Source organism: Oceanobacillus arenosus, from assembly GCF_003369575.1.
Classification (GTDB): domain Bacteria; phylum Bacillota; class Bacilli; order Bacillales; family Amphibacillaceae; genus Oceanobacillus; species Oceanobacillus arenosus.
In genome coordinates this window covers 145,515-167,355 of record NZ_PIOC01000001.1, presented here as the reverse complement: position 1 = coordinate 167,355, position 21,841 = coordinate 145,515, and the positions used below count along the sequence as shown (strand labels likewise).

Genomic DNA, 21,841 nt, shown 5'->3' with positions numbered 1-21,841 from the left:
GATGAAGAAATTTCTTGTTTTTTTACTTACAGCTTTTGCAGTATTTATCCTCGCGGCATGTACTGCAAATGAAGATGCAGTGGAAGAGCCAACGGAAGAAGCACCACCAACCGATGAAGGGACAGAGACAGAAACAGAGAAAGAAGCAGGAGAGAAAGTACTCCATCTTAATAATACGATCGAACCAACTTCATTAAACCCGTCGATTGGTTTTGATGCAGTTTCCTGGGATCCTTTAAATAATTTGATGGAAGGTCTTACCCGTCTTGATCAAGATTCAGTAGCGGCAGCTGGGACGGCTGAAGACTGGGATATCTCCAAGGATGGATTAACTTATACTTTCCATCTACGTGAAGATGCGTATTGGTCGAATGGAGACCCGGTCGTTGCTGAAGACTTTGTCTATGCTTGGAAATTAATGCTTGACCCGGCGACAACACCACCATCTCCAGCGGCATTCTTAGCTTACTTCATTAAAGGGGCAGAAGCATTTAATAATGGAGAGGGAACTGCAGAAGATGTAGCAATTACCGCTGTAGACGAGAAAACATTCGAGGTCGTTCTTGCTGCACCAACAGGATTTTTCCTGGATTTGCTGACAAATCCAGCATTTTTCCCGATTAATCATAAGGTAGCAGAAGAAAACCCTTCATGGCATGCGGAGGCGGCGTCATTCGTAGCAAACGGACCATTCAAGCTGGAATCGTGGGAGCATAATAGCGAAATGCTCTTTACAAAAAATCCAGAATATTGGGATGCAGATGCAGTGAAGCTGGATAAAATTCATTTTGCAATGGTAAATGATGATAATACACAGTATCAAATGTTCCAAAGTGGTGAGCTTGATACGGCGACCATCCCCGCGGAGCTATCGGATCAGTTAATCGATGGAGACAATGTTTATATTGGGAATGCTGGCGGACTTGAGTTCTATCGTTTTAATGTGAATGAAGAGCCATTTCAAAATAAGAAAATCAGACAGGCATTTGCTTTGGCTGCAAACAGACAGGATATTGCGGATTTCGTAGTGAAAAATGGGGTGGAGCCTGCATTTGCATTTATATCTCCGGGTTTTACTAGTCCAACGGGAGAAGATTTCCGTGGTGTAAATGGTGAACTTGTAGCATATGATCCGGAACAAGCGAAACAACTTCTAGAAGAAGGAATGACAGAGGAAGGCTATGATACATTGCCACCAATTGTCCTGTCATATAATACAACCGACACGAATAAAGCCGTAGCAGAAACATTGCAAAACATGTTCAGTGAAAATTTAGATGTAGATGTAACTTTAGAAAATCAAGAATGGAATGTATTTTCTGACGCTCAGAAAAATCTGGAACTCCAATTTTCACGTAGTTCATTCATTAATGACTATAATGATCCAGTGAATTTCCTCGAGAGTTTCATTACCGATTCTTATATGAACCGTACAGGCTGGTCAAATGCGGAATATGATGCATTGATTGTGAAAGGGAAAACAGAGACAGATGAAGAAAAGCGCTGGGAGAATTTGTATGAAGCGGAAAAATTGCTCGCAGATGAAATGATTATTATGCCGATTCGTTACTATAATACAGTAGTACTGGAAGCGGATGGTGTATCTGGGATACTCCGCCATCCTGTTGGCTATTTTGATTTAAAATATGCTGAAAAACAATAATAAGAAAGTGGTAACATTAGAATAGGATGGTCCATTACAACAATGGATCATCCTATAAAATGTTTCATACTGGAGGTTGATTTATGCTTTATCCGATGCACTTAGAAAAAGGCGATAGAATTGGTGTCATTGCACCAGCAGGCCCGCCAGATTTAGAAAAAACAAGCAAGGCCATTTCATTCTTTCAAGCAATGGGATTACAGGTCAGGTTTGCTGAGCATCTGAACCGCGTTCATGGTTATTTAGCTGGAACCGATGAAGAACGTCTAATGGACTTTCATGAGATGATTGACGACCGAAGCATCAAGGCGATATTCTGTGCGCGCGGCGGTTATGGAACAGCTAGGATTGTACCATACCTTGATTTCGAGTTAATTAAAAACAATCCTAAAATTATTTGGGGCTATAGTGATATTACTTATTTACATACAACAATTCGCCAAGAAACAGGGTTAATCACCTTTCATGGACCAATGCTATCTGATATTAGCAGAAATAACTTTGATTCTTTATCCGGGTCATTATTTCAGCAGCTGTTTGAACCAACAATTTTAACCTATTCGGAATCAATTTCTACATTACAAACGATTGTAGAGGGTCAGGCAGAGGGGCAGCTTGTCGGTGGCAATCTATCATTAATAGCAAGCTCGATTGGTACTCCATATGAACTGGATGTAAAAGATAAACTACTATTAATAGAGGATATTGGCGAGGAACCGTACAGAATAGATGGAATGCTTAATCAATTGAAGCTAGCAGGCAAACTAACAGACGCTGCGGGAATCGTTATCGGCGATTTTGCTATTGTGGAATCCAAATTACCAAGTTCGTTGACACTTCAGCAAGTTTTTCAGCATTACTTTGCGGAATTGATGATCCCTGTTATGAGCGGTTTCAAAATAGGACACTGTCTCCCGCATTTCTCCGTTCCATTAGGTGCAATGGCGAAACTATCAACCTTTGATAAAACACTTGTCCTAAAACCAGGTGTTATGTGATAAATGGTAAGGAAAAGTAGTAGAATAATCTCGTTTGAGTAATAGATTAATAATTCAAACAAACGTTTGACCTAATTCTTAAACCCAATAATACTAGAAATTTGTGAATGATTACGATGAAAAAGTTAGCTGTTTAAAAGATGTTACTTTTATCTGTGATAGATGATAATCAACATTTGATATAAAATGCGGACTAGTGATAATTTTGATTTCAGATATTGTCAGCAGTTACTATTTGTTCACGAGTCTCCAGTATTTTGCTACAATCGACGTCGATAGTTAGTGGTTTTATCATCCTTTTGTCGCTAGATTCTGCACTATCCCCAGCGGAAGAAATACACGAAGACTTCTGCGGGAAGAAGAGCCTAGGTGAGACTACGAAGTGCGACAGCACGAGTAGGCTCACCAGCTCCCCGCGAAAAGCGTAGTGTATTTCTGGAGCGGTGGACCAGGAAGCAAAATATAATCCTAAGTTAGTCCACAGTTTATTTAAATAGTGACATGATCCAAACATGATAGAAAAACTCTATAATATAAGCTGGCACTGGTTAGAAAACAAGGGGGAAATCGAGATGGTGGAAAAAGTACTCGAAGTGAAGAACTTAAAGAAACACTTTACCGTTGGCAAGGGGCAAACATTAAAAGCAGTCAACGGTGTGAGTTTTTCCATTAATAAAGAGGAAACGTTTGGACTTGTTGGTGAGTCTGGATGTGGAAAGTCGACCATCGGCAGGACAATTATGGGACTATATGAGAAAACCGCTGGCGATGTTATATATGCAGGTGAGAATGTCCATGAACTAAAAGCAAGAAATATGTTTTCCTTGCATCGAAAAATGCAGATGATTTTTCAAGATCCCTATGCATCACTAAATCCGCGTTCAACGATTCGCGAGGTTATTTCAGAACCAATGGAAATCCATGGGGTATATAAAAATAAACGCGAGCAATTGGAACGTGTTTATGAACTCTTGGAAGAAGTGGGATTAAGTCGCGATCATAGCAATCGCTATCCACATGAATTTAGTGGCGGCCAGAGGCAACGGATTGGCATCGCCCGTGCACTTGCCCTTGGTCCTGAATTTATCATCGCTGACGAACCAATTTCTGCATTGGATGTATCGGTACAAGCTCAGGTAGTTAACTTGCTTAAAAGGCTACAAGCAGAAAAAGGGCTAACGTTTTTATTTATTGCCCATGATTTGGCGATGGTGAGACAATTTTCTGATCGAATCGGGGTCATGTATTTAGGGAATATGGTAGAGCTTACAGATAGTGAGCAGCTATATAATCATGCATTGCATCCATACACACAGGCATTATTATCAGCAATTCCAATTCCAGACCCAGACATTGAAGAAAGCAGGGAACGGATTATTTTACAAGGAGAATTGCCAAGCCCCATTAATCCTCCAAGTGGTTGTGTATTCCGGACCCGCTGTCCAATGGCAATGGATGTCTGTGGATTAGAAAAGCCGACGTGGCAAGAAGTTGAGCCAAGCCATTATGTTGCTTGCCATTTATATAAGGAATCTACGAACAAAAAGGAATCATCGATTAAAGTGACGATTTCATAAGCAAGACTCCAATGGTTTGTGTTATTTTATATAAACTGCTGACTAGTTTAATGTGCTATGGGCTCTCGGGCCAGTCGCTGCAGAAATACCCTTCGCTTTTCGCGGGGAGCTGGTGAGCCTACTCGTGCTGTCGCACTTCGTAGTCTCACCTAGGCTCTTCTTCCCGCAGAAGTCTTCGGGTATTTCTTCCGCTGGGCTTTTAAAAAATCACATATTAAAGAGTAACTTACCACTTAAAACGATCTTAATTGAAGTAAGGCAATGTAGACTTTTGAGCAATTTCAATTTCTCTAAAGTTCTAAATTTGAAATTCTCACTAGTCCACAGTTTATATCAATTACTCGATAACACTCCTTGCCTTTCCTGATAGCAGTAACAATTTTATAAAATAGCATTAACAAAAAAAGGGGTTTGGACAGGATGATATGATTTTTTATGGTCTAAATCTACTCTTTTTTGTATAGATTAATAGTGTGGATGGTAGAGCGAGGTATTCAATTATAATAATGCAAAGGGGGGAGATTTTGAAAAGAGGCAATAAACCTTATAAAGCAAATCAAAAAAATATTGCGCGCATCATGGAATTGCAAAAGAAGCGGCAGCAGGATTCTAGTAATAATAAGAATACAACAATGGCAAATAAACGAAATATTATTCCCTTTACGTATCGCAAGACAATTCACTTTAACAGGGGAACAAGGGTGTGGAGAGCACCAACTATCATTATTCTTGCTAGCTTAATGATGATTATTCTTATCATCCCGACATTGGTTGTCATTCCATTTGTAAACGAGAATAAGCAGGAGGCAAGTAGTATTGATATGGAGCAAAATGAGGAACTGGGGATAGAAGATTCATCATTATCAGTTGAAGTAATGCGAAGTGTCACGAAAACGGTCGAGGATTTACCATTGGAAACCTATATTGTTGGTGTTGTTGCATCGGAAATGCCAAGTGAATTTGAACCAGAGGCATTGAAGGCACAGGCACTTGCAGCGAGGACCTTTACGGTAAACCATTTACTTCATGGAAATAGCGATGCGGCATATGACCTGACAGACACAGTCACACATCAGGTATATAAAAATGAACTTGATTTACAAAAACAATGGGGCAGTGATTTTACAGCAAATATGAATAAAATCAAAGAAGCGGTAAATGCAACAAAGGGTGAAATTATTACCTATCAAGATGCACCAATAACCGCACAGTTTTTTTCTACAAGTAATGGCTTTACGGAGAACTCAGAGGATTATTGGGAAAATGAGCTCCCATATTTACGCAGTGTGGAAAGCCCTTGGGATAAGGATTCACCGAAGTTTCTCGGTCAGGGGACATTTTCCGTTGACGAGGTAGAGGCTGCACTACAAATTGAACTCCCAAAAGGTGCTGCATTAAACCTTGAAGTAACACGAACAGAGAGTGGGCGTGTCAAAGAGTTAGCGATTGAAGGACACACCTTCTCTGGAAGAGAAATACGTGAAAAGCTAAAGCTAAATTCAAATGACTTTCAAATAAAGCAAAATAATGATCATTTGGTTTTCACCACCAAGGGAAATGGGCATGGTGTTGGCATGAGTCAATACGGTGCAAACGGAATGGCATTGGAAGGGAAAACCTATCAGGAAATAATTAAATATTACTATCAAGGTGTCGAAATTAACTCAATAAACGATACCGCACCAACCCTCGTTGCAAGATGAACGAGGGTTTTTTATTATCTTTGTGCACGCTTATAGGAGAAACTAATTGACAGGATCCTCGACTTATCCCTGCACACATCAGCTGCACTAATCAATAGGAGGTTCCTAACCTGTGGTTGTTCGAAATGATTTAGTCACAGAAAGATGCGCTAATTGTTTACCATGCGCAAAATAGTATATTAATAAAAAAGTATTTACAAAAGGAAATAAAGGAGTTAAAATAGTGGCATAAATAATTATAAAAGTGATTTTTTTACGATTAAAGTTGCATTCGGTAAACTTATTTACCTTAACGCATACACCGGGAGGGATAATCGATGCGTAGTCAACCAGAAGATACAGTGAAAGAGAATGGCTGGTTAAAACATAGTTCGAATGTGAGTTTAGAAGAAGTGAATAGTTCCGTTAGTGTTCCGAGTACAGGTGGCTTTTGGCGTAAGTTTTTTGCGTTTGCCGGCCCAGGATCATTAGTGGCGGTTGGTTATGTCGATCCTGGGAACTGGGCAACATCCATTGCGGGTGGTGCGCGATTCGGTTACACGCTCTTGATTGTCATTTTACTTTCAAACTTAATCGCTATGCTATTACAAGCATTATCATCAAAGCTTGGGATCGTTACCGGAAGAGACCTAGCGCAAGCAACAAGGGATGCAACCGGGAAGAAAACAGCTTTTTTTCTTTGGATATTAACAGAACTAGCAATTATTGCTACAGACTTAGCAGAGGTAATCGGTTCTGCTATCGCCTTAAATTTATTATTTGGTATTCCGTTATTACTGGGCATTGCCATTACGACATTGGATGTACTGCTCTTACTTTATTTACAAAAGAAAAGTTTTCGTATTATTGAATCGATAGTCATCGTATTGATGGCTACGATATTTGTTGTATTTGCATTTGAGGTAATTGCATCCAAGCCGGAAATCTCCGCCTTGTTCGCAGGCTTTATTCCAAAGACGGAAATTGCCACCAATCCCCAAATGCTGTTTATCTCACTTGGAATATTAGGTGCAACGGTTATGCCGCATAATTTATATTTGCATTCTTCTATCGTTCAAACAAGACAATTCAAAAGAACAACAGAGGGAAAAAGAGAAGCAATTAAATTTTCATTAATCGATTCCACTTTTTCTTTAACCATTGCTTTTCTCATTAACGCTTCTATCTTGATCCTTGGCGCTGCAGCGTTTTATGGTACAAATTTAGATGTATCTGAAATTGAAGCAGCCTATGAATTACTGAGTCCAACATTAGGGATAGGAATTGCAAGTACTTTATTTGCGGTTGCCCTACTTGCTTCAGGCCAAAATTCTACGATTACCGGTACAATAAGCGGTCAAATCGTCATGGAGGGATTTATTAATTTACGAATTTCACCGTGGCTTCGCCGATTAATTACACGTTTATTAGCTGTAATCCCTGCCTTTGTTGTGACCTGGCTGGCTGGTTCTAAGGGAACGGGTGAGTTACTGTTGTGGAGTCAAGTAGTTTTAAGCCTAGCACTTCCTTTTGCGGTAGTGCCTTTAGTATTATTTACTAGTGATAAAAAGAAAATGGGTGAATTTACAAACAAATTACCAGTAAAAATAGTTGCATGGATATGTACTGGTGTAATCGTCTTATTGAATATCTTCTTAATTGGTTACATTGTGGTTACAGGACAGGAATTAGGCTAACGTGGGTTAATTGCTCCAAACTTAAGACTCGGGAATTCCGTCTGAAACCAGTTAATTTCTCCTAATTCAATAATAATATGCATAAAATTAAATATTTTTTTTACTAGGATGTATATTATTTTCATTATCTGAACAGAATGGTTGTTGAGGTGATGATCAAATGAATGAGGAAAACAAAGGCACTCCAAAAAATAAGTGGAGTCGTATTTTCCGTAAGAAATGGTTTTTCCCAGCTTTGTATTTAACGATTGCCGCACTACTTCTATCTGCTGTGGTATGGTATCAAAATTTGGAAAATCAAATTCCAAATGCAACTGACATCCAAAATAAGCAAGATTCGGATGACTACCAACCAACACCGAGTGAAGATGATGCAGAGCCTGTTTTAGAACAGCAAGAAGTAATTAAAATGCCTGTAGCCGATCAAGAACAAGCAGAAATCGTAACTAAATTTTTTGATTACAATGCAGAACAAGTTGATAGAGAAAATGCTTTGATTCTCCATAACAATCGGTTCTATCAAAGTACGGGTGTCGATATTGCATCTGCTGACGATGAAACATTTAATGTCGTAGCGTCATTAAGTGGAACAGTAACAGAGGTGAAAGAGGATCCTCTACTAGGAAATGTTGTCATTCTATCGCATGAAAATGACGTTACGACATATTATTCAAGCTTAGAAAATGTAGTCGTTGCAGCTGGTGATAAAGTGAAGCAAGGTGACGAAGTTGGTACTGCCGGTAAGAGTATTTTTGGAAAAGATAATGGAACACATGTCCATTTTGAAATTAGAAAAGATGGTAAAGAAGTGAATCCTGAAACCTATTTCAATCAATCCGTAAGCAGCTTAAATGATTCTTTAACGGAAGAAGCAGCAGAAAATCCAGAATCTGTTAAGGACGAAGAGGCTACTAATGATACCGAAGAACCAATTGACTCAGAAGAAAATCCTGATAAGGATAAAACGGATGATCCAGCATCAGGTGACGATGTAGATGATGAAGACTCAAATGAAGAAACAGATGATTCATCAAATACATCTGGTGCATAATTTAAATTAAGATCGAGGAATACTCTAGCAAATACTGCTAGAGTATTTTTTAGTCGTCTGGAAATTATAAAATTTGAATGTTGTGGATAACTTAATTACCGAGAATAGCCACGTCTAGCTCCAGCGCCCAGCGACTAGCGCGACTTCCCTCACCTCCGTACGATAAGTCAACATCGATTCGCTTACGCTCATCGTGTTTCCTTTATCTCCTACGGTTCAGTCCAGTCCGTACGTCGCTAAACGGGCGCTTGCGCTTTTGTTCAAGGTAAGAATGCGTTTATTAGTGAAAAATGAAGTTGGATATCATTAGGAGAAAATCAATACTAGTAGTAGTAGTCTACAATAATCGCCCAGGATACGAACGTTATCAAGCGCTTACCTTGATGCAAAAACTGTCGAACGATAATGCTATTTCTCTATTAAAATCATGGTAAAATATACTGTGGGAATGGTGGGTTAATTTTTATAATTCCGACAAAATGAATTAAATGAAAGCTCATTAAGTCAAGGTATCCTATTTTGGGAGGTGGATATTGTTGGAGGTTTTCAGTAGTATGTTGTCAGAGAAGTACGAGCTCAATTTAGAACAACTTCAAGCTTTTTTCTCACTAGAAAATAGCTCAGAGTCAATGATCGATTTAATGAGGAAGTTCTGTTTACAATCGACCTCAAAGGATATTCAAAAAAAAGGAATGGAATTCTTATTTCTTCATGGTTATTTTGCTGATCTACAAGTACTCATTAACAAAAATAAAGAATCGGGACACTACTCAAATCTGCAATGGGCAGAAGTTTACCAAATCATGTTGGACTTAAATGGAAATCGGGCAATTGCAATAAAAATTGTACCTAAATTAAACGCAATGAAAACGAGTGATCCAGAATTAATTTGTTTGATAGAAATTGCGAAGGCAGTTGGTTATTATTATTTGAATCAAGTCGAAAAGGTTGGATACATATTAGCGACCTACCAACAATTATTTGCAGCAATTGAAGACAGAATATTAGTATCTTATTTTAGAGTACGTATTCAGCAGCTATCGCTCACATACTTCTTAAATCGAAATGAATTAATTATCGCTAGGAAATTCGCATATCAACTCCTTAACGAAGTGTCTAATCCGCTTATTGAAGCGGATGTACATGTGAAATTAGGATTGTCGTATACATTTGATTCACATGAACAAGGAATGCATCATTTTTCCAAGGCACTCCAGATTTCTAAAAGACACCATTTTCATAAAGCAATTAATCTTATTGAACAGCGAAATATTCCATTTTTGGCTGCACATAATAATCGTGTGGAAAATATTACAACTGAAGATAAGAGTGAACAGGCACATATTGAGATTGCAAAAGGGAATAACAAGCGAGCAATTGAAATCCTAACAGAATTGCCACTTGATACACCATTTCAGATTTATTATCTCGGCAAAGCAAAACAGGATAAACAATTATTAATAAAATCCTATTTGCATTTTATCGAAAGGAAGCGTGATTACTTTTTCTGCCGATTACCGCTTTATGCATTAAGACAACTTGATATTTAGGTATGATAACAATAGGATGCAGCCTTTAGATTTGGGCTGTGTTCCTTTTGGTAGTTAAGAATAAAATTTGGCTGAAATATTTCTTATGCTGAAGCAGCCACGTCCAGCGTAAGCGTCCCGTGCTCCTAGCGAGACTTTCCTCACCTCATGACAATCTAAAGAAGACTTGCCGATTGGTTACACATGAGGCTTAGTCGCACATATACCCTTGTGGTGAAAGTCAACATCGATTCGCTTAAGCTCCCAAACAGTTTCCTTTATCTCCTACGGCTAAAGGCCTGGGAGTACGTCGCTAAACTAGCTTTAAGCTTTTGTTCTAATAAAATTACTTCTTGTCCCCTTGGCAAATATGCAATTTTAATCATAAAGTGAGTGGTGTTGTAATAAAATGTTAGAAACCAAGCATTCAATATTATCTGAGGTGAGAGCTTGTGTGGATACATTCATCAAATCAAACAGGATGCTCTCTTTTTATTTTTTTGTAAAATAAATACAGAAAATTCTACCAATTTACGTTATTGCATCATCACCAACCCCATCGTTACATATCCATTACGATCTCTTTTCCGTAAATGAATAAGCTGCCTGAGCACCATGAACACCTTGTCTCGATTCACACCTCGGAAGTAATCAACTTAGGGAGGCGAATGGTGTGCACGATTACATCAAAGATAGAGCAATCAAGATAGGAAATCATGTAATTGAAACGAGAAAAACCGTTCGAACGATTGCAAAGGAATTCGGCGTTTCCAAAAGCACAGTCCATAAAGACTTAACAGAAAGACTACCGGAAATAAATCCCGATTTAGCGAACCAAGTGAAAGATATTCTAGAATATCACAAAGCAATCCGCCATCTTCGTGGTGGCGAAGCAACAAGGAAAAAATATAGGCTTGACTCAAACAAGGAGGGGGAGGAGAGTGTTTCCATCTAATCTGCTTCTTGAAGAATAGGAAGAAAAAAATCTATGTGAAAAGAGAGCCTGTCCGATTCTGGTACTAGACGTGAACGGGATATCCCCCACCACATGACAAGATAAATCGACATCGATTCCCGTATACCCCAAACAATTTCCTTTATTGCCTACGAAGGAATGAATGGAGAAACTGCCTCCTTATTGGATTATTACCAGCAAGGCGGCAGTTATATTTTATCCCGAATTAACTAGCTGTAAGACCCTTAAAGAAAAGAATTCAAGAAAAATCAAGAATTGTAAGTGGGGGATCAACAGAAAGTCAAAATCCCGATTCTGTTCAACTAGCAATAAATGGGGGATGATATTAACCCCACTTAATGAAGTTTCACTTTATTCCAAGCAATTATTTAAATTCATCAAGCATTATGTCTTTTGATCAACTCAACGAATGTATCAACGAAAGATTGTAAAAATTGGACTGTACCTACATTTGTAATTTTCCCTTCTTGATCCAATAGCTCTGCCACATTTCCGATATATGCTTCCGGTTGTTGAACGATTGGCATATTTAAGAAGGAAAGGGATTGACGTAAATGATGGTTTGCACCAAATGCACTTAAATTACCAGGAGATACGCTGATTATCGCTGCTGATTTACCATTCCACGCGCTTTCACCATATGGGCGGGAACCAACGTCTAAAGCATTCTTTAGTGCTCCCGGCACAGAACGGTTATATTCGGGCGTTACGAATAGTACCGCGTCCAACTCCTTTATCGTATTACGGAATGTCGTATATTCTGCAGGCGTTTCGAGCTCACCTTCATAATCCTGATTAAACAAAGGAAGATTCCCAATTTTGATAAACTCAGTTTCATATCCTTCTGGGAATAAAGCTGCTACATTGTTTGCAACTTTCTTTGAAAAAGATTCCTTCCGCAGGCTACCAACTACAATACCAATTTTGCTCATGTTCTAACTTCCTCTCATTTAATCGAATTTCACGATAATCATAATTGAAGTAAAATGAGAAGTCAAAATCGTAATGTTTAATCGCAAAGAAAAAATTAATCAAAGGCTGGATAATGTAGATCAGCCACCGAAAAAATTATCCGGAATAGTATTAGGTCATATCAACCATAATGCCAAAAAAAAACCCCCTAAAATTATTTCACAATGTACAGTTAAATGTTGAAATTTGTGGTAAAATATAATAATGAGTAGCATTGTGTTTTCGGACAGTGCAAGATAAGCAATACTAGGAGGATCTTGATTCATGTTTTCTAGAGATATTGGAATTGACCTTGGAACTGCCAATGTTTTAATTCATGTAAAAGGTAAAGGAATTGTCCTGAATGAACCATCCGTTGTTGCAATGGATAAGAATACTGGTAAAGTACTTGAGGTCGGTGAAGCAGCAAGACGTATGGTTGGACGTACACCAGGAAATATTGAAGCAATTCGCCCATTGAAAAATGGTGTAATTGCTGATTTTGACGTTACTGAAGCAATGTTAAAGCATTTTATAAATAAAATTAATGTAAAAGGATTTCTTTCGAAGCCAACAATGCTTATTTGCTGTCCTACAAATATAACAAAAGTGGAACAAAAGGCAATCAAAGAAGCGGCAGAGAAATCAGGTGGAAAGAAGATCTATCTTGAGGAAGAACCGAAAGTTGCTGCAATAGGTGCTGGAATGGAAATCTATCAGCCAAGCGGGAATATGGTTGTAGATATCGGTGGCGGAACAACCGATGTCGCGGTCCTATCGATGGGTGGTATTGTCACTTCCGAATCGATCAAAATGGCTGGCGATAATTTTGATGTGGAAATTCTTCAATACATAAAGAAAAAATATAAGTTATTAATTGGAGAACGTACGGCAGAGGAAATAAAGATTAATGTTGCAACTGTCTTTAAAGATTCGCGAAATGAGGAAATGGAAATTCGCGGTCGTGACATGGTAAGCGGATTGCCAAAAACCATTACCGTTCGCTCAGGCGAAATCGAGGAAGCACTTCGAGAATCAGCATATCTAATTGTCCAAGCAGCGAAATCTGTGCTTGAACGGACACCACCCGAATTATCTGCGGATATTATTGATCGTGGCGTAATCTTAACTGGTGGTGGCGCATTGATTCATGGCGTAGACGAATTACTTGCAGAAGAATTAAAGGTTCCTGTATTTATTGCAGAGGATCCAATGAGCTGTGTGGCAAAAGGAACAGGAATTATGCTTGAAAACATCGATAAAATAGAACGTAAGAAAATAATCTAATGTGATGAATCGGTAACTCCCGATATAAAGGAGGAGAAAGACTTGTTAAGAGGGTTTTATACAGCAGCTAGTGGAATGATTACGCAACAGCGTCAGCAGGAAGTGCTAGCGAATAATATCGCAAACGTAAATACACCGGGATATAAAGCGGATCATACTGCGGTTCGTGCATTTCCAGAAATGTTGCTGAAGGAAATGGGGTCGAAGCAGATTCCTATAACAACGCATCATGCCAATTTACCATTTCAAAATCCAATTGGTTCGCTTAATACCGGTGTTTATGTACAAGAAACTGTTCCGAACTTTACACAAGGGGATATTCGTCAGACTGGAATTACGACGGATTTGGCATTAATAAATGGACAATTTCCTGATGAAACAGGTGGCATTTTTTTCATTGTGCAAAATGCTGCAGGTGAATTACGCTATACGACGAATGGCAACTTTACCGTTGATGGTGCAGGAAATTTAGTAACAAATCAAGGGTATTACGTTCTCGATGCAGCAGGCAATCCAGTCCAAACGGGGGGCATGGAATTTACCGTAACTTCTAATGGTATCCTGCAAACGGCAGCGCAGAACACGCAGCTTGGGCTAGGCTATGTAGCGGATGTTAATCAACTCGTAAAAGAGGAAGAGAATCTATTCGCAGGGGAAGCGGTGGTTGTTCCTGCTGAAGCAACCTTTCAAATTGAACAGGGCGCATTAGAGCAGTCTAATGTTGACTCTTTACAAACGATGACACAGATGATGGAATCTTACCGCTTGTTTGAAACGAATCAGCGTGTGCTACGTGCATATGACGAAAGCATGGGCAAGGCGGTAAGTGAAATCGGGAGAATTGGTTAAAGGCTAAAGGAAACCTATTTTTACTGGAATTGGAGGGATGAATATTGTCACGGATGATGATTCAAGCAGCAGTTACGATGAATCAATTGCAAAACAAGCTTGATTTGATTGGACATAATATGGCGAACAGTCAAACGACAGGCTATAAGACCCGTCAAGCAGATTTTTCCTCATTATTATTCCAGCAAATCGATAATTTAAATAGCCCAGCAAATGCAGAGGGACGGCTAACGCCGGATGGTATCCGTATTGGCTCTGGTGCGAGACTTGGTGCAACGAATATTAACTTGGAGCATGGATCATTGGTTACAACGAATCGAGTGCTTGACACAGCATTAATTGGCGAAAATCAATTCTTTCAAATTCAAGTAACGGAGAATGGTAACACAGAAACCCGTTATACTCGAGATGGATCATTCTATTTAAATCCAATTAATGATAATCAAGATGTCATGCTTGTATCGAGTGATGGTAATCCAATCCTTGGTGAGAATGGACCGATTGTCATCCCTGAAGGATTCGAGGCGATGACGATTCGCGAAAACGGACAAATTGTCGTAGAGCGTGGGAATGTGCAAGAGATTGCTGGTACGATTGCAATAGTTGAAGCGGTCCGTCCTAGATTATTAGAAGCGACGGGTCAGAACATGTTCCGTCTACCGGATTTAGCAGCACTTGGATATAACTTTGGAGATATTATTCAAGACGTGGCAACAGCTGCGAATGTACTACAAAGTGGGGTCCTTGAACAATCCAATGTTGATATTGCAGAGCAAATGTCCGATCTTATCCTGGCACAGCGTTCTTATCAGTTTAATGCAAGAACGATATCAATGGGTGACCAAATGATGGGGCTGGTAAACCAGCTAAGATCATAAAAAGCAGGTAATTCATAAGGAATGATAGATATTAGCTGTCATTCTGTGATAAACTATTAGCAAATATGATTGTAACAAAGTATTACATAACAGTCCTTCGTTATTCAATGAGGAAAACGATATTTTCAGTTGCCTATCACATGCAAACAAGGGGATTTTCCATCCATTACTTCATTTGCCAGGAATTAAGGAGTTACTATCTATGTCCAATCAATCAGATCGCACCGTTGCTGATAAACAATCAAGAAAAGAATATAAGCAATCGAAGAAAAATAGCCCGACAAAAAGGGTAGAATCGAATGCTCAGACAACGGAAAAGCAATCAAGAAAACAGCAAAAGCAGGAAAAGGAGATTGAAATCAGAAATAATAAAAAGCCACGATTGCGTATTTTTCCAATTTGGCTTCGGATTATTATTGTTTTAATTCTCGCTGCAGCCGCGCTAGTTCTTGGATTAATGATTGGCTATGGTATCCTTGGTGATGGTGTCCCAACAGATGTATTAAAAAAAGAAACATGGCAGCATATTATTGATATTGTAACGAAAGTGGAATAGACTAAGAGATAGATAAAGCATAATTTAATATGATTCATAAAAGCGTGCCTATTTAATAGATGACATGCTTTTTTACTATAATATTGAAAATATGAATTTTACAAGGGAGCAATGATTATGTTGGATATAGAACAAATTAAAGAGATTATACCGCATCGATACCCATTTCTATTAGTTGATAAAGTAACGGAAGTGGAAGAAGGGAAACGTGTTGCAGGAATAAAAAATGTTACCGTTAATGAACCATTTTTCCAGGGACACTTTCCTCAGTACGCTGTAATGCCTGGCGTATTAATTATTGAGGCACTTGCACAAGTTGGGGCGATTGCTGTTTTAGGGAAGGAAGAAAACAAAGGGAAACTCGGTTTTTTAGCTGGTGTCGATAAATGCCGTTTTAAGCGCCAAGTAAGACCAGGTGACCAATTGCATTTAGAGGTGGAAATCACAAGGATGAAGGGGCCGATTGGCAAAGGTAAGGGAATTGCAACTGTAAACGGTGAGTTGGCTTGTGAAGCAGAAATTACATTTGCAATAAAATAATTGTCTAAATATGGGTATGACTTCTTTGAAATTGGTTATCCTAATGACGATAACTTACATCAAAAGGAGGTACGTAATATGAGAGGCAAACTTGTGTTTAAGCTTGGTGCACCGATTATTGCATTATCACTGGTTGCTGCGTGTGGAACAGGAACAAATAAGGCACCAGTTAAAGAACAAGCACCAGTTAATGAACAGGCACCAGTTAATGAAAGAGCGCCATTAGATCATAATGGAAACAACAATGGAGCACCTGTGGAAGATAATCTGCACAATAATAATATTCCACAAGATGATTTAAATGGAACGAATAAAGACAATAGATGATCGGTAGGTCATTATACATCTAAAGAAGCTGCACCCCAATGTGGGTTGTAGCTTCTTTATTTACGTCTAGGAAATTATAAAATTTAAATGCTGTGGATAACTTAATTACCGAGAACAGCCACGTCCAGCTCCAGCGCCCAGCGACTAGCGAGACTTCCCTCACCTCCGTACGATAAGTCAACATCGATTCGCTAAAGCTCATCGTGTTTCCTTTATCTCCTTCGGTTCAGTCCAGTCCGTACGTCCCTAAACGGGCGCTTGCGCTTTTGTTTACGCTCTCAAGTCCACTTTCGTACCTAATGAAGGATGGTCGGAATGGGTTACGGACTGACCTAACATTTCGTTTAATTGGCCGCTTTGCTGCTCAGACATATTCATAACCTTATCCATTAACGTGAACCCCGCTTCTGTTCGCACTTGATTTTGTGCCATTGCAACTGAAAGGGCTGCAATATCCATATAAAATCTCTCCTTCCAAATATCTACAAGAAGTATATCACAACTAGTGAAACAGAAACCAAGTAGTATAATAACTTACAAAATACGACTGCATTCACTTAAAATTGACGGAAAATGGATAACCTTGGATAAAATAGTTAAAAATTATAGAAATAGTTTGAATAAATAAGTATACTAGCAGTAATATACGTCATAAATAATAATAGGGGGTTATCATGGAGAATGTATATCTCGTATCCCAGAAAACGAAAGCAATCTTAGCGAATGATTCTCAATATTATCGATCGGTCATAATCGAAGGTGATAGTCAGCAATTTTCTAGCTTGAAGGCTGAACAAATCATTGATAATAGCTGTATCTTATACGGTTCGACACTAGACGGCAGACGTGGCGCAGTAAAGGACATATTAAAGTCAACGAGTAAGCTTCCGGTTCCAGTATCACAAATGAATGGAATTTACATGTTCCCCACCGCTTCAACGAAAAATACGGAATGTGTATGGCTATCTGCTAGCCACATTCGAGATTACTTTTTACATAATGATAAGACCTATATTGCCTTTCGTGATGGAACAGGGATTTATGTAAATGCATCGCTTAGTACGGTTGATAGCCAATTTAAACGAATGTGCCAGGTCATTGTCCAATTGAATCGATCGATATTGTTTGGCACAGGGCAAATCCGCTGGTGGCATGGAGATGAACCTGAGAATTGATTGCTAAGGAGGTAAGAAAATCGGGCCAACAGGAAGTTTTCTAAAAATTATTGCCAAAATAGGCGTCGGTATATTATTTTTCAGGGGATAATATGATACGATTGATAAGAAATCATATTATTGACAGATGAGTACGTTTGGAAGCTTTTTAGTATGTATCGGAGGGGATATTTTGTCAGGATCAAAAATCTTAAAATGGATAACTGCAATTTTTGAAGGACTATTAGGAATTCCGTTAATCGGTGGAGCCTATATTATTGCCAATGGCTGGACACCACTCTTTGTTATGTTGATCCTTCACATTATTACATTACTTATCACAAATAGGGATCGAGGCGCGTCAGCTGGTAGTATTTTAGGAATTATTACTTCTATTATTGGGATTATTCCGGTGCTCGGGATGATAATGCATATTATCACTGCAATTGTGCTTGCAATCACCGCCTTAATTCCAAATAAAAAGGATTACTATTAATAAGCTATATGCGGTCTCGCTAGGAGCACGGGCGCTTGCGCTGGACGTGTCCTCAATTATCATAGGAATTGAAATAGAAAATGATTGTCCATTCTATTATAAGAAAAAGGAGCATACTCCGATGAGTATGCTCCTTTTAACAATTATGAAAATTGCAGAGGAAGATTATACTTCCCACCAGTGGAATCCGTCTTTTTCTAAGAGCTCATCGGCTGCCTTAGGTCCCATCGATCCTGATTTATAATTCGGGAAATCAGCTTTCTCTTCAGACCATACACCTAAAATGGAGTCAACGAATTTCCAAGAAAGTGCTACCTCGTCCCAGTGTGTGAAGTTCGTTGCGTCACCAATCATGCAATCATAGAGTAATCTTTCATATGCTTCTGGTGTATTGATTCCAGAAGTCTCGTCTAGATTATAAGCAAGCTGAATTGGTTCAGCTAGTGCGCCCTCACTGGACTTTCTTGCATTTAGGCCAAGTGTGATTCCTTCGTTTGGTTGGATATTGATGCTGAGTAAATTAGGATTGCGGTCATTGTCCTTTTTATAATATAAATTCATTGGGATATCTTTAAATTCAATGACTATTTTAGTCGACTTTCCTGTCATTCTTTTCCCGGTACGAATGTAAATCGGCACGCCTGCCCAGCGATAGTTATCGATTAAAAGCTTACCAGCAACGAACGTTTCTGTATTGGAGTCTGCCAACTCTTCTGCCTCTTCTCGATAACTTGGAACAGCCTCACCGTTTATTTCTCCCGATCCGTACTGACCACGTATAAAGGAGTTACTAATTTCATTTTTATCTAATGGACGGATGGCACGGAGTACTTTGATCTTTTCAGAACGAATTTCATCCGTCGAGAGTTTAATTGGTGGTTCCATTAATAGCAACGCAACCATTTGCAGAATATGATTCTGTACCATATCACGTGTTGCACCAGAATTATCATAATAGCGGGCACGTTCTTCTACACCGAGCACCTCACTTGATGTGATTTGAATATTCGAGATGAAACGATTATTCCAAAGATGCTCAAATATTCCATTGGCAAAACGAATGACCTCAATATTTTGGACCATTTGTTTCCCTAAATAATGGTCGATTCGGTAAATTTGATCCTCATTAAATGCAGACCGAATTTGATTGTTTAATTCTTTTGCGGATTCTAAATTATGCCCGAAAGGCTTTTCAATCACAAGGCGTGACCAGCCGTCAGAATTTTCTAACCCGTACTCTTTTAATTTATTTGCAATCGTTCCAAAGAAATTAGGTGCCATTGCCAAATAGAAAATTCGATTTCCTTCTGTGTCATATTGTCCTTCTAAGTTTTTAAGTAAATGATCCAATCCTTGGTAAGAAGAATCGTCTGTAACATCGAACGGGTGATAGAAGAAATGTGAAACAAATTCTTCCAGATCCTCATCTGGAGAAACTGCTTCTCCAATCGATGCTGCCACATTCTCCCTTAGTACCTCGTCTGTCCATTCACGACGTGCAAGCCCAACCACAGCAAAGTTTTTACTAATCTTCCCATGCTGATAAAGACGATATATGGAAGGAAACAATTTGCGCTTAGCCAAATCCCCTGTTGCCCCGAAAATTACGATAACTACTTTTGGTTGTACTGGTTGATTCATCATAAGTTCCCTCACTTTATGTAGAAATATATATTTTATATTATAGGAAAAAAAGAATTAATCAAATAATGCAGATTATGTTAATATTAAAAGTCTATTCAAAATATTGTGAAAATAATAACTAGCGCTCCATTTAGGACCGAGGCGCTCCGGCATTGTCTGCGAATGCTCCGAATTTCGGCTAATCGCTCCACCCCGGCCCATGGAACACTCCACCTAAAGCTTCAAAGGAAGAACCCTACCGCTTCGCTGCAGCAATCTTCCGAACAACTTGGCTGATCACCTCAGAGAACATAAGTCCAATCGCGATACCGCCGGAGAGTAACATTACTTTAGTTGATAATTGGACTGCAGTGTAATAATCATTAATAACGAAGTGGCGCATTGCGTTGTATGCACTTCCCCCTGGAACGAGGGGAATGATTCCAGATACATTAAAAATAATAATCGGCATACGATAAATTTTTGAACAAAAATAACTAAGTAACGCGACAAGCATCGCAGCGAGTATGGTGGCAGGAACAACATGCAAACCTTGTGCAACAAGGACATAATAGACAATCCAGCCAATCATGCCAACAAGTCCACATTGAATGAGTGCCCTTTTTGGTGTATTAAAAAGAATGCCAAATGCCGCAGAAGCAATGAAACTTGTGACTAATTGAGCGAAAATATCCATTCAGCATCCTCCTCTTAAATGAAAGCAAACACAACTGCAATACCAGCACCAATCGCAAATGCAGTAATTATTGCTTCCGCTCCTTTTGATAGCCCAGCAATTAAATGCCCAGAGATTAAATCACGAACGGCATTCGTGATCAGTAATCCCGGAACTAAAGGCATGACGCCACCGATGATAATCTTGTCCATTTCTTTGCCAATTCCGAAATAAATGACAATCACAGTAACAATTCCAATAATAACCGAGCCTAGAAACTCAGAAAGGAAGCGAATTTCGAGGAAACGATCAACGCCAAGCATTCCTGCATAGCCAAGGCCGCCAGCAACGAATGCTGGAATAAAGTCATTCCATACTCCACCAAACATAATCGCGAAGCAGCCACTTGCAAATGCAGCGAAAATAACTCGAACCCACGAAGGATATAAAAGTGGTTCCTTATCGACCGCGTTTAATGAAGAGAATGCTTCACTTAAATTAAGTTCCTTTGCTGTAATTCTTCGGGAAATATGATTGACTTTTGCTATTTTATGCAGGTCCGTAGACCGCGTAGTAATTCTCAAAAAGTACGTTTCATCCGCGATATCAACAGCAAAATTAATTCCGGTAGGGGTTGCGTAGCTCTGTGGATTTACGACATCAAAGGCAGAAGCAATTCGATTCATCGTATCTTCCACCCGATGCGTTTCTGCACCACTTTCGAGCATAATTTTTCCAGCTAGTATACATACCTTTTCAATGGAAACCTTTTTCTCCACAGTGCCACCACCAATCTCGTAACTTTATGTATTATTATAAAGCTTGACGCTAGCGAATGAAAGGGAGAGATACAATGTGTGAATTGAATTAATAATTGTACAAAGTGATCCATTTTTCATAAACTTTGATTATGGTGTAAGTGTAAATAAAAAGACGAGTGCAATAATCGGGATAGCATTCACCATCGCCATGCCAATTGCTGTGAAGTTAGTTACACTAGCTATATTCGCTTCAACAACATCTACTTTACTTTGCAAGAATAGAAATAAACTTGCACATATAATGGTGTAAATAATAATGATCGCAGGTACATATAACTGATTGACTGATGAACCAGCTTCTGCATTCATTATTCCTAATATCAATAAAATAAGCGGTATTGCTTCACTTATGGCAACACCGAAAAAGAAGTTAGTTTGTGCTTTACTTGCTTGATCCGGTTGCTCTTTGATTCTTCTGGTATTAATTTTAATAATTACAGATATTGAACCAGCTACTAAAATTGCTGCCATCACAAAGAAGTAAATATCCATAGGAATCCCCTTCTTTCA

The 21,841-nt window shown here is 38.9% G+C and carries 22 protein-coding genes; 16 read left to right on the top strand and 6 right to left on the bottom strand.

The genetic code is table 11. The annotated features are described in order from the left end of the window. Position 1: 1 nt before the first annotated feature. From CWR48_RS00655 to spoIIID, 8 genes are all read left to right on the top strand, one after another. Positions 2-1,663: a peptide ABC transporter substrate-binding protein gene (locus tag CWR48_RS00655; protein ID WP_115771109.1), complete on the top strand. Its 1,662-nt coding sequence runs from the start codon at positions 2-4 to the stop codon at positions 1,661-1,663. An 83-nt stretch (positions 1,664-1,746) separates the two neighbouring features. Continuing rightward, entirely contained in the window at positions 1,747-2,661 is a 915-nt protein-coding gene (locus CWR48_RS00650) for a S66 peptidase family protein (protein ID WP_115771108.1), read from the top strand. Positions 2,662-3,233: 572 nt separating this feature from the next. Continuing rightward, entirely contained in the window at positions 3,234-4,238 is a 1,005-nt protein-coding gene (locus tag CWR48_RS00645; RefSeq protein ID WP_115771107.1) for an ABC transporter ATP-binding protein, read from the top strand. A gap of 524 nt (positions 4,239-4,762) precedes the next feature. After that, positions 4,763-5,941, top strand: coding sequence for a stage II sporulation protein D (spoIID, locus tag CWR48_RS00640; RefSeq protein ID WP_245976673.1), 1,179 nt, complete (start codon positions 4,763-4,765; stop codon positions 5,939-5,941). A 317-nt stretch (positions 5,942-6,258) separates the two neighbouring features. Beyond that, on the top strand, positions 6,259-7,617 hold the full coding sequence (locus CWR48_RS00635; RefSeq protein WP_115771105.1) for an Nramp family divalent metal transporter: 1,359 nt from the start codon (positions 6,259-6,261) through the stop codon (positions 7,615-7,617). A gap of 160 nt (positions 7,618-7,777) precedes the next feature. Next, positions 7,778-8,668 (top strand): stage II sporulation protein SpoIIQ, encoded by an 891-nt coding sequence (gene spoIIQ / locus CWR48_RS00630; RefSeq protein WP_115771104.1) that lies wholly within the window; start codon positions 7,778-7,780, stop codon positions 8,666-8,668. Positions 8,669-9,201: 533 nt separating this feature from the next. Beyond that, complete coding sequence (locus tag CWR48_RS00625) at positions 9,202-10,218, top strand: AimR family lysis-lysogeny pheromone receptor (RefSeq protein WP_147294853.1); 1,017 nt, start codon at positions 9,202-9,204, stop codon at positions 10,216-10,218. Positions 10,219-10,870: 652 nt separating this feature from the next. Further along, the gene (spoIIID, locus tag CWR48_RS00620) at positions 10,871-11,152 is read left to right on the top strand and encodes a sporulation transcriptional regulator SpoIIID (protein WP_115771102.1); all 282 of its coding nucleotides are present in this window, start codon (positions 10,871-10,873) and stop codon (positions 11,150-11,152) included. A gap of 398 nt (positions 11,153-11,550) precedes the next feature. On the opposite strand, the gene CWR48_RS00615 is transcribed toward spoIIID, so the two are convergent. Beyond that, entirely contained in the window at positions 11,551-12,105 is a 555-nt protein-coding gene (locus tag CWR48_RS00615) for an NADPH-dependent FMN reductase (protein WP_115771101.1), read from the bottom strand. Between the two features lie 304 nt (positions 12,106-12,409). On the opposite strand from CWR48_RS00615, the gene mreB reads away from it, so the two are divergent. The 6 genes from mreB to CWR48_RS20645 all read left to right on the top strand — a co-directional run bounded on the left by mreB (position 12,410) and on the right by CWR48_RS20645 (position 16,561). Then, positions 12,410-13,411, top strand: a complete 1,002-nt coding sequence (gene mreB / locus CWR48_RS00610; protein WP_115771100.1) for a rod shape-determining protein — start codon at positions 12,410-12,412, stop codon at positions 13,409-13,411. 42 nt (positions 13,412-13,453) lie between these two features. Beyond that, complete coding sequence (locus CWR48_RS00605; RefSeq protein WP_115771099.1) at positions 13,454-14,260, top strand: flagellar hook-basal body protein; 807 nt, start codon at positions 13,454-13,456, stop codon at positions 14,258-14,260. Between the two features lie 44 nt (positions 14,261-14,304). Continuing rightward, positions 14,305-15,138 carry a flagellar hook-basal body protein gene (locus tag CWR48_RS00600; RefSeq protein WP_115771098.1) on the top strand — a complete coding sequence of 278 codons (834 nt, stop codon included), beginning with the start codon at positions 14,305-14,307 and terminating at the stop codon, positions 15,136-15,138. A 202-nt stretch (positions 15,139-15,340) separates the two neighbouring features. Then, positions 15,341-15,694: a DNA-directed RNA polymerase subunit beta gene (locus tag CWR48_RS00595; protein WP_115771097.1), complete on the top strand. Its 354-nt coding sequence runs from the start codon at positions 15,341-15,343 to the stop codon at positions 15,692-15,694. Between the two features lie 117 nt (positions 15,695-15,811). Further along, on the top strand, positions 15,812-16,234 hold the full coding sequence (gene fabZ / locus CWR48_RS00590) for a 3-hydroxyacyl-ACP dehydratase FabZ (RefSeq protein WP_115771096.1): 423 nt from the start codon (positions 15,812-15,814) through the stop codon (positions 16,232-16,234). 78 nt (positions 16,235-16,312) lie between these two features. Further along, complete coding sequence (locus CWR48_RS20645; RefSeq protein ID WP_245976672.1) at positions 16,313-16,561, top strand: hypothetical protein; 249 nt, start codon at positions 16,313-16,315, stop codon at positions 16,559-16,561. A gap of 270 nt (positions 16,562-16,831) precedes the next feature. Here the strand turns inward: CWR48_RS20645 and CWR48_RS00575 are convergent, their stop codons facing one another. Beyond that, entirely contained in the window at positions 16,832-17,020 is a 189-nt protein-coding gene (locus tag CWR48_RS00575; RefSeq protein ID WP_115771094.1) for a YjfB family protein, read from the bottom strand. Positions 17,021-17,235: 215 nt separating this feature from the next. Between CWR48_RS00575 and CWR48_RS00570 the strand changes: the two genes are divergently transcribed. Both CWR48_RS00570 and CWR48_RS00565 read left to right on the top strand, forming a co-directional pair. After that, positions 17,236-17,736 (top strand): competence protein ComK, encoded by a 501-nt coding sequence (locus CWR48_RS00570; RefSeq protein ID WP_115771093.1) that lies wholly within the window; start codon positions 17,236-17,238, stop codon positions 17,734-17,736. A 172-nt stretch (positions 17,737-17,908) separates the two neighbouring features. Then, positions 17,909-18,211 (top strand): hypothetical protein, encoded by a 303-nt coding sequence (locus tag CWR48_RS00565; RefSeq protein WP_115771092.1) that lies wholly within the window; start codon positions 17,909-17,911, stop codon positions 18,209-18,211. Positions 18,212-18,376: 165 nt separating this feature from the next. Here CWR48_RS00565 and zwf read toward each other — a convergent pair whose 3' ends face one another. From zwf to CWR48_RS00545, 4 genes are all read right to left on the bottom strand, one after another. Continuing rightward, positions 18,377-19,855 (bottom strand): glucose-6-phosphate dehydrogenase, encoded by a 1,479-nt coding sequence (gene zwf, locus CWR48_RS00560; protein WP_425453841.1) that lies wholly within the window; start codon positions 19,853-19,855, stop codon positions 18,377-18,379. A 235-nt stretch (positions 19,856-20,090) separates the two neighbouring features. After that, a complete protein-coding gene (locus CWR48_RS00555) occupies positions 20,091-20,531 on the bottom strand; it encodes a threonine/serine exporter family protein (protein WP_115771090.1) in 441 nt (146 codons plus the stop codon). Between the two features lie 14 nt (positions 20,532-20,545). Then, positions 20,546-21,289, bottom strand: coding sequence for a threonine/serine exporter family protein (locus CWR48_RS00550; protein WP_115771089.1), 744 nt, complete (start codon positions 21,287-21,289; stop codon positions 20,546-20,548). A 129-nt stretch (positions 21,290-21,418) separates the two neighbouring features. Then, positions 21,419-21,823 carry a hypothetical protein gene (locus CWR48_RS00545; RefSeq protein ID WP_115771088.1) on the bottom strand — a complete coding sequence of 135 codons (405 nt, stop codon included), beginning with the start codon at positions 21,821-21,823 and terminating at the stop codon, positions 21,419-21,421. Between the last annotated feature and the right edge of the window lie 18 nt (positions 21,824-21,841).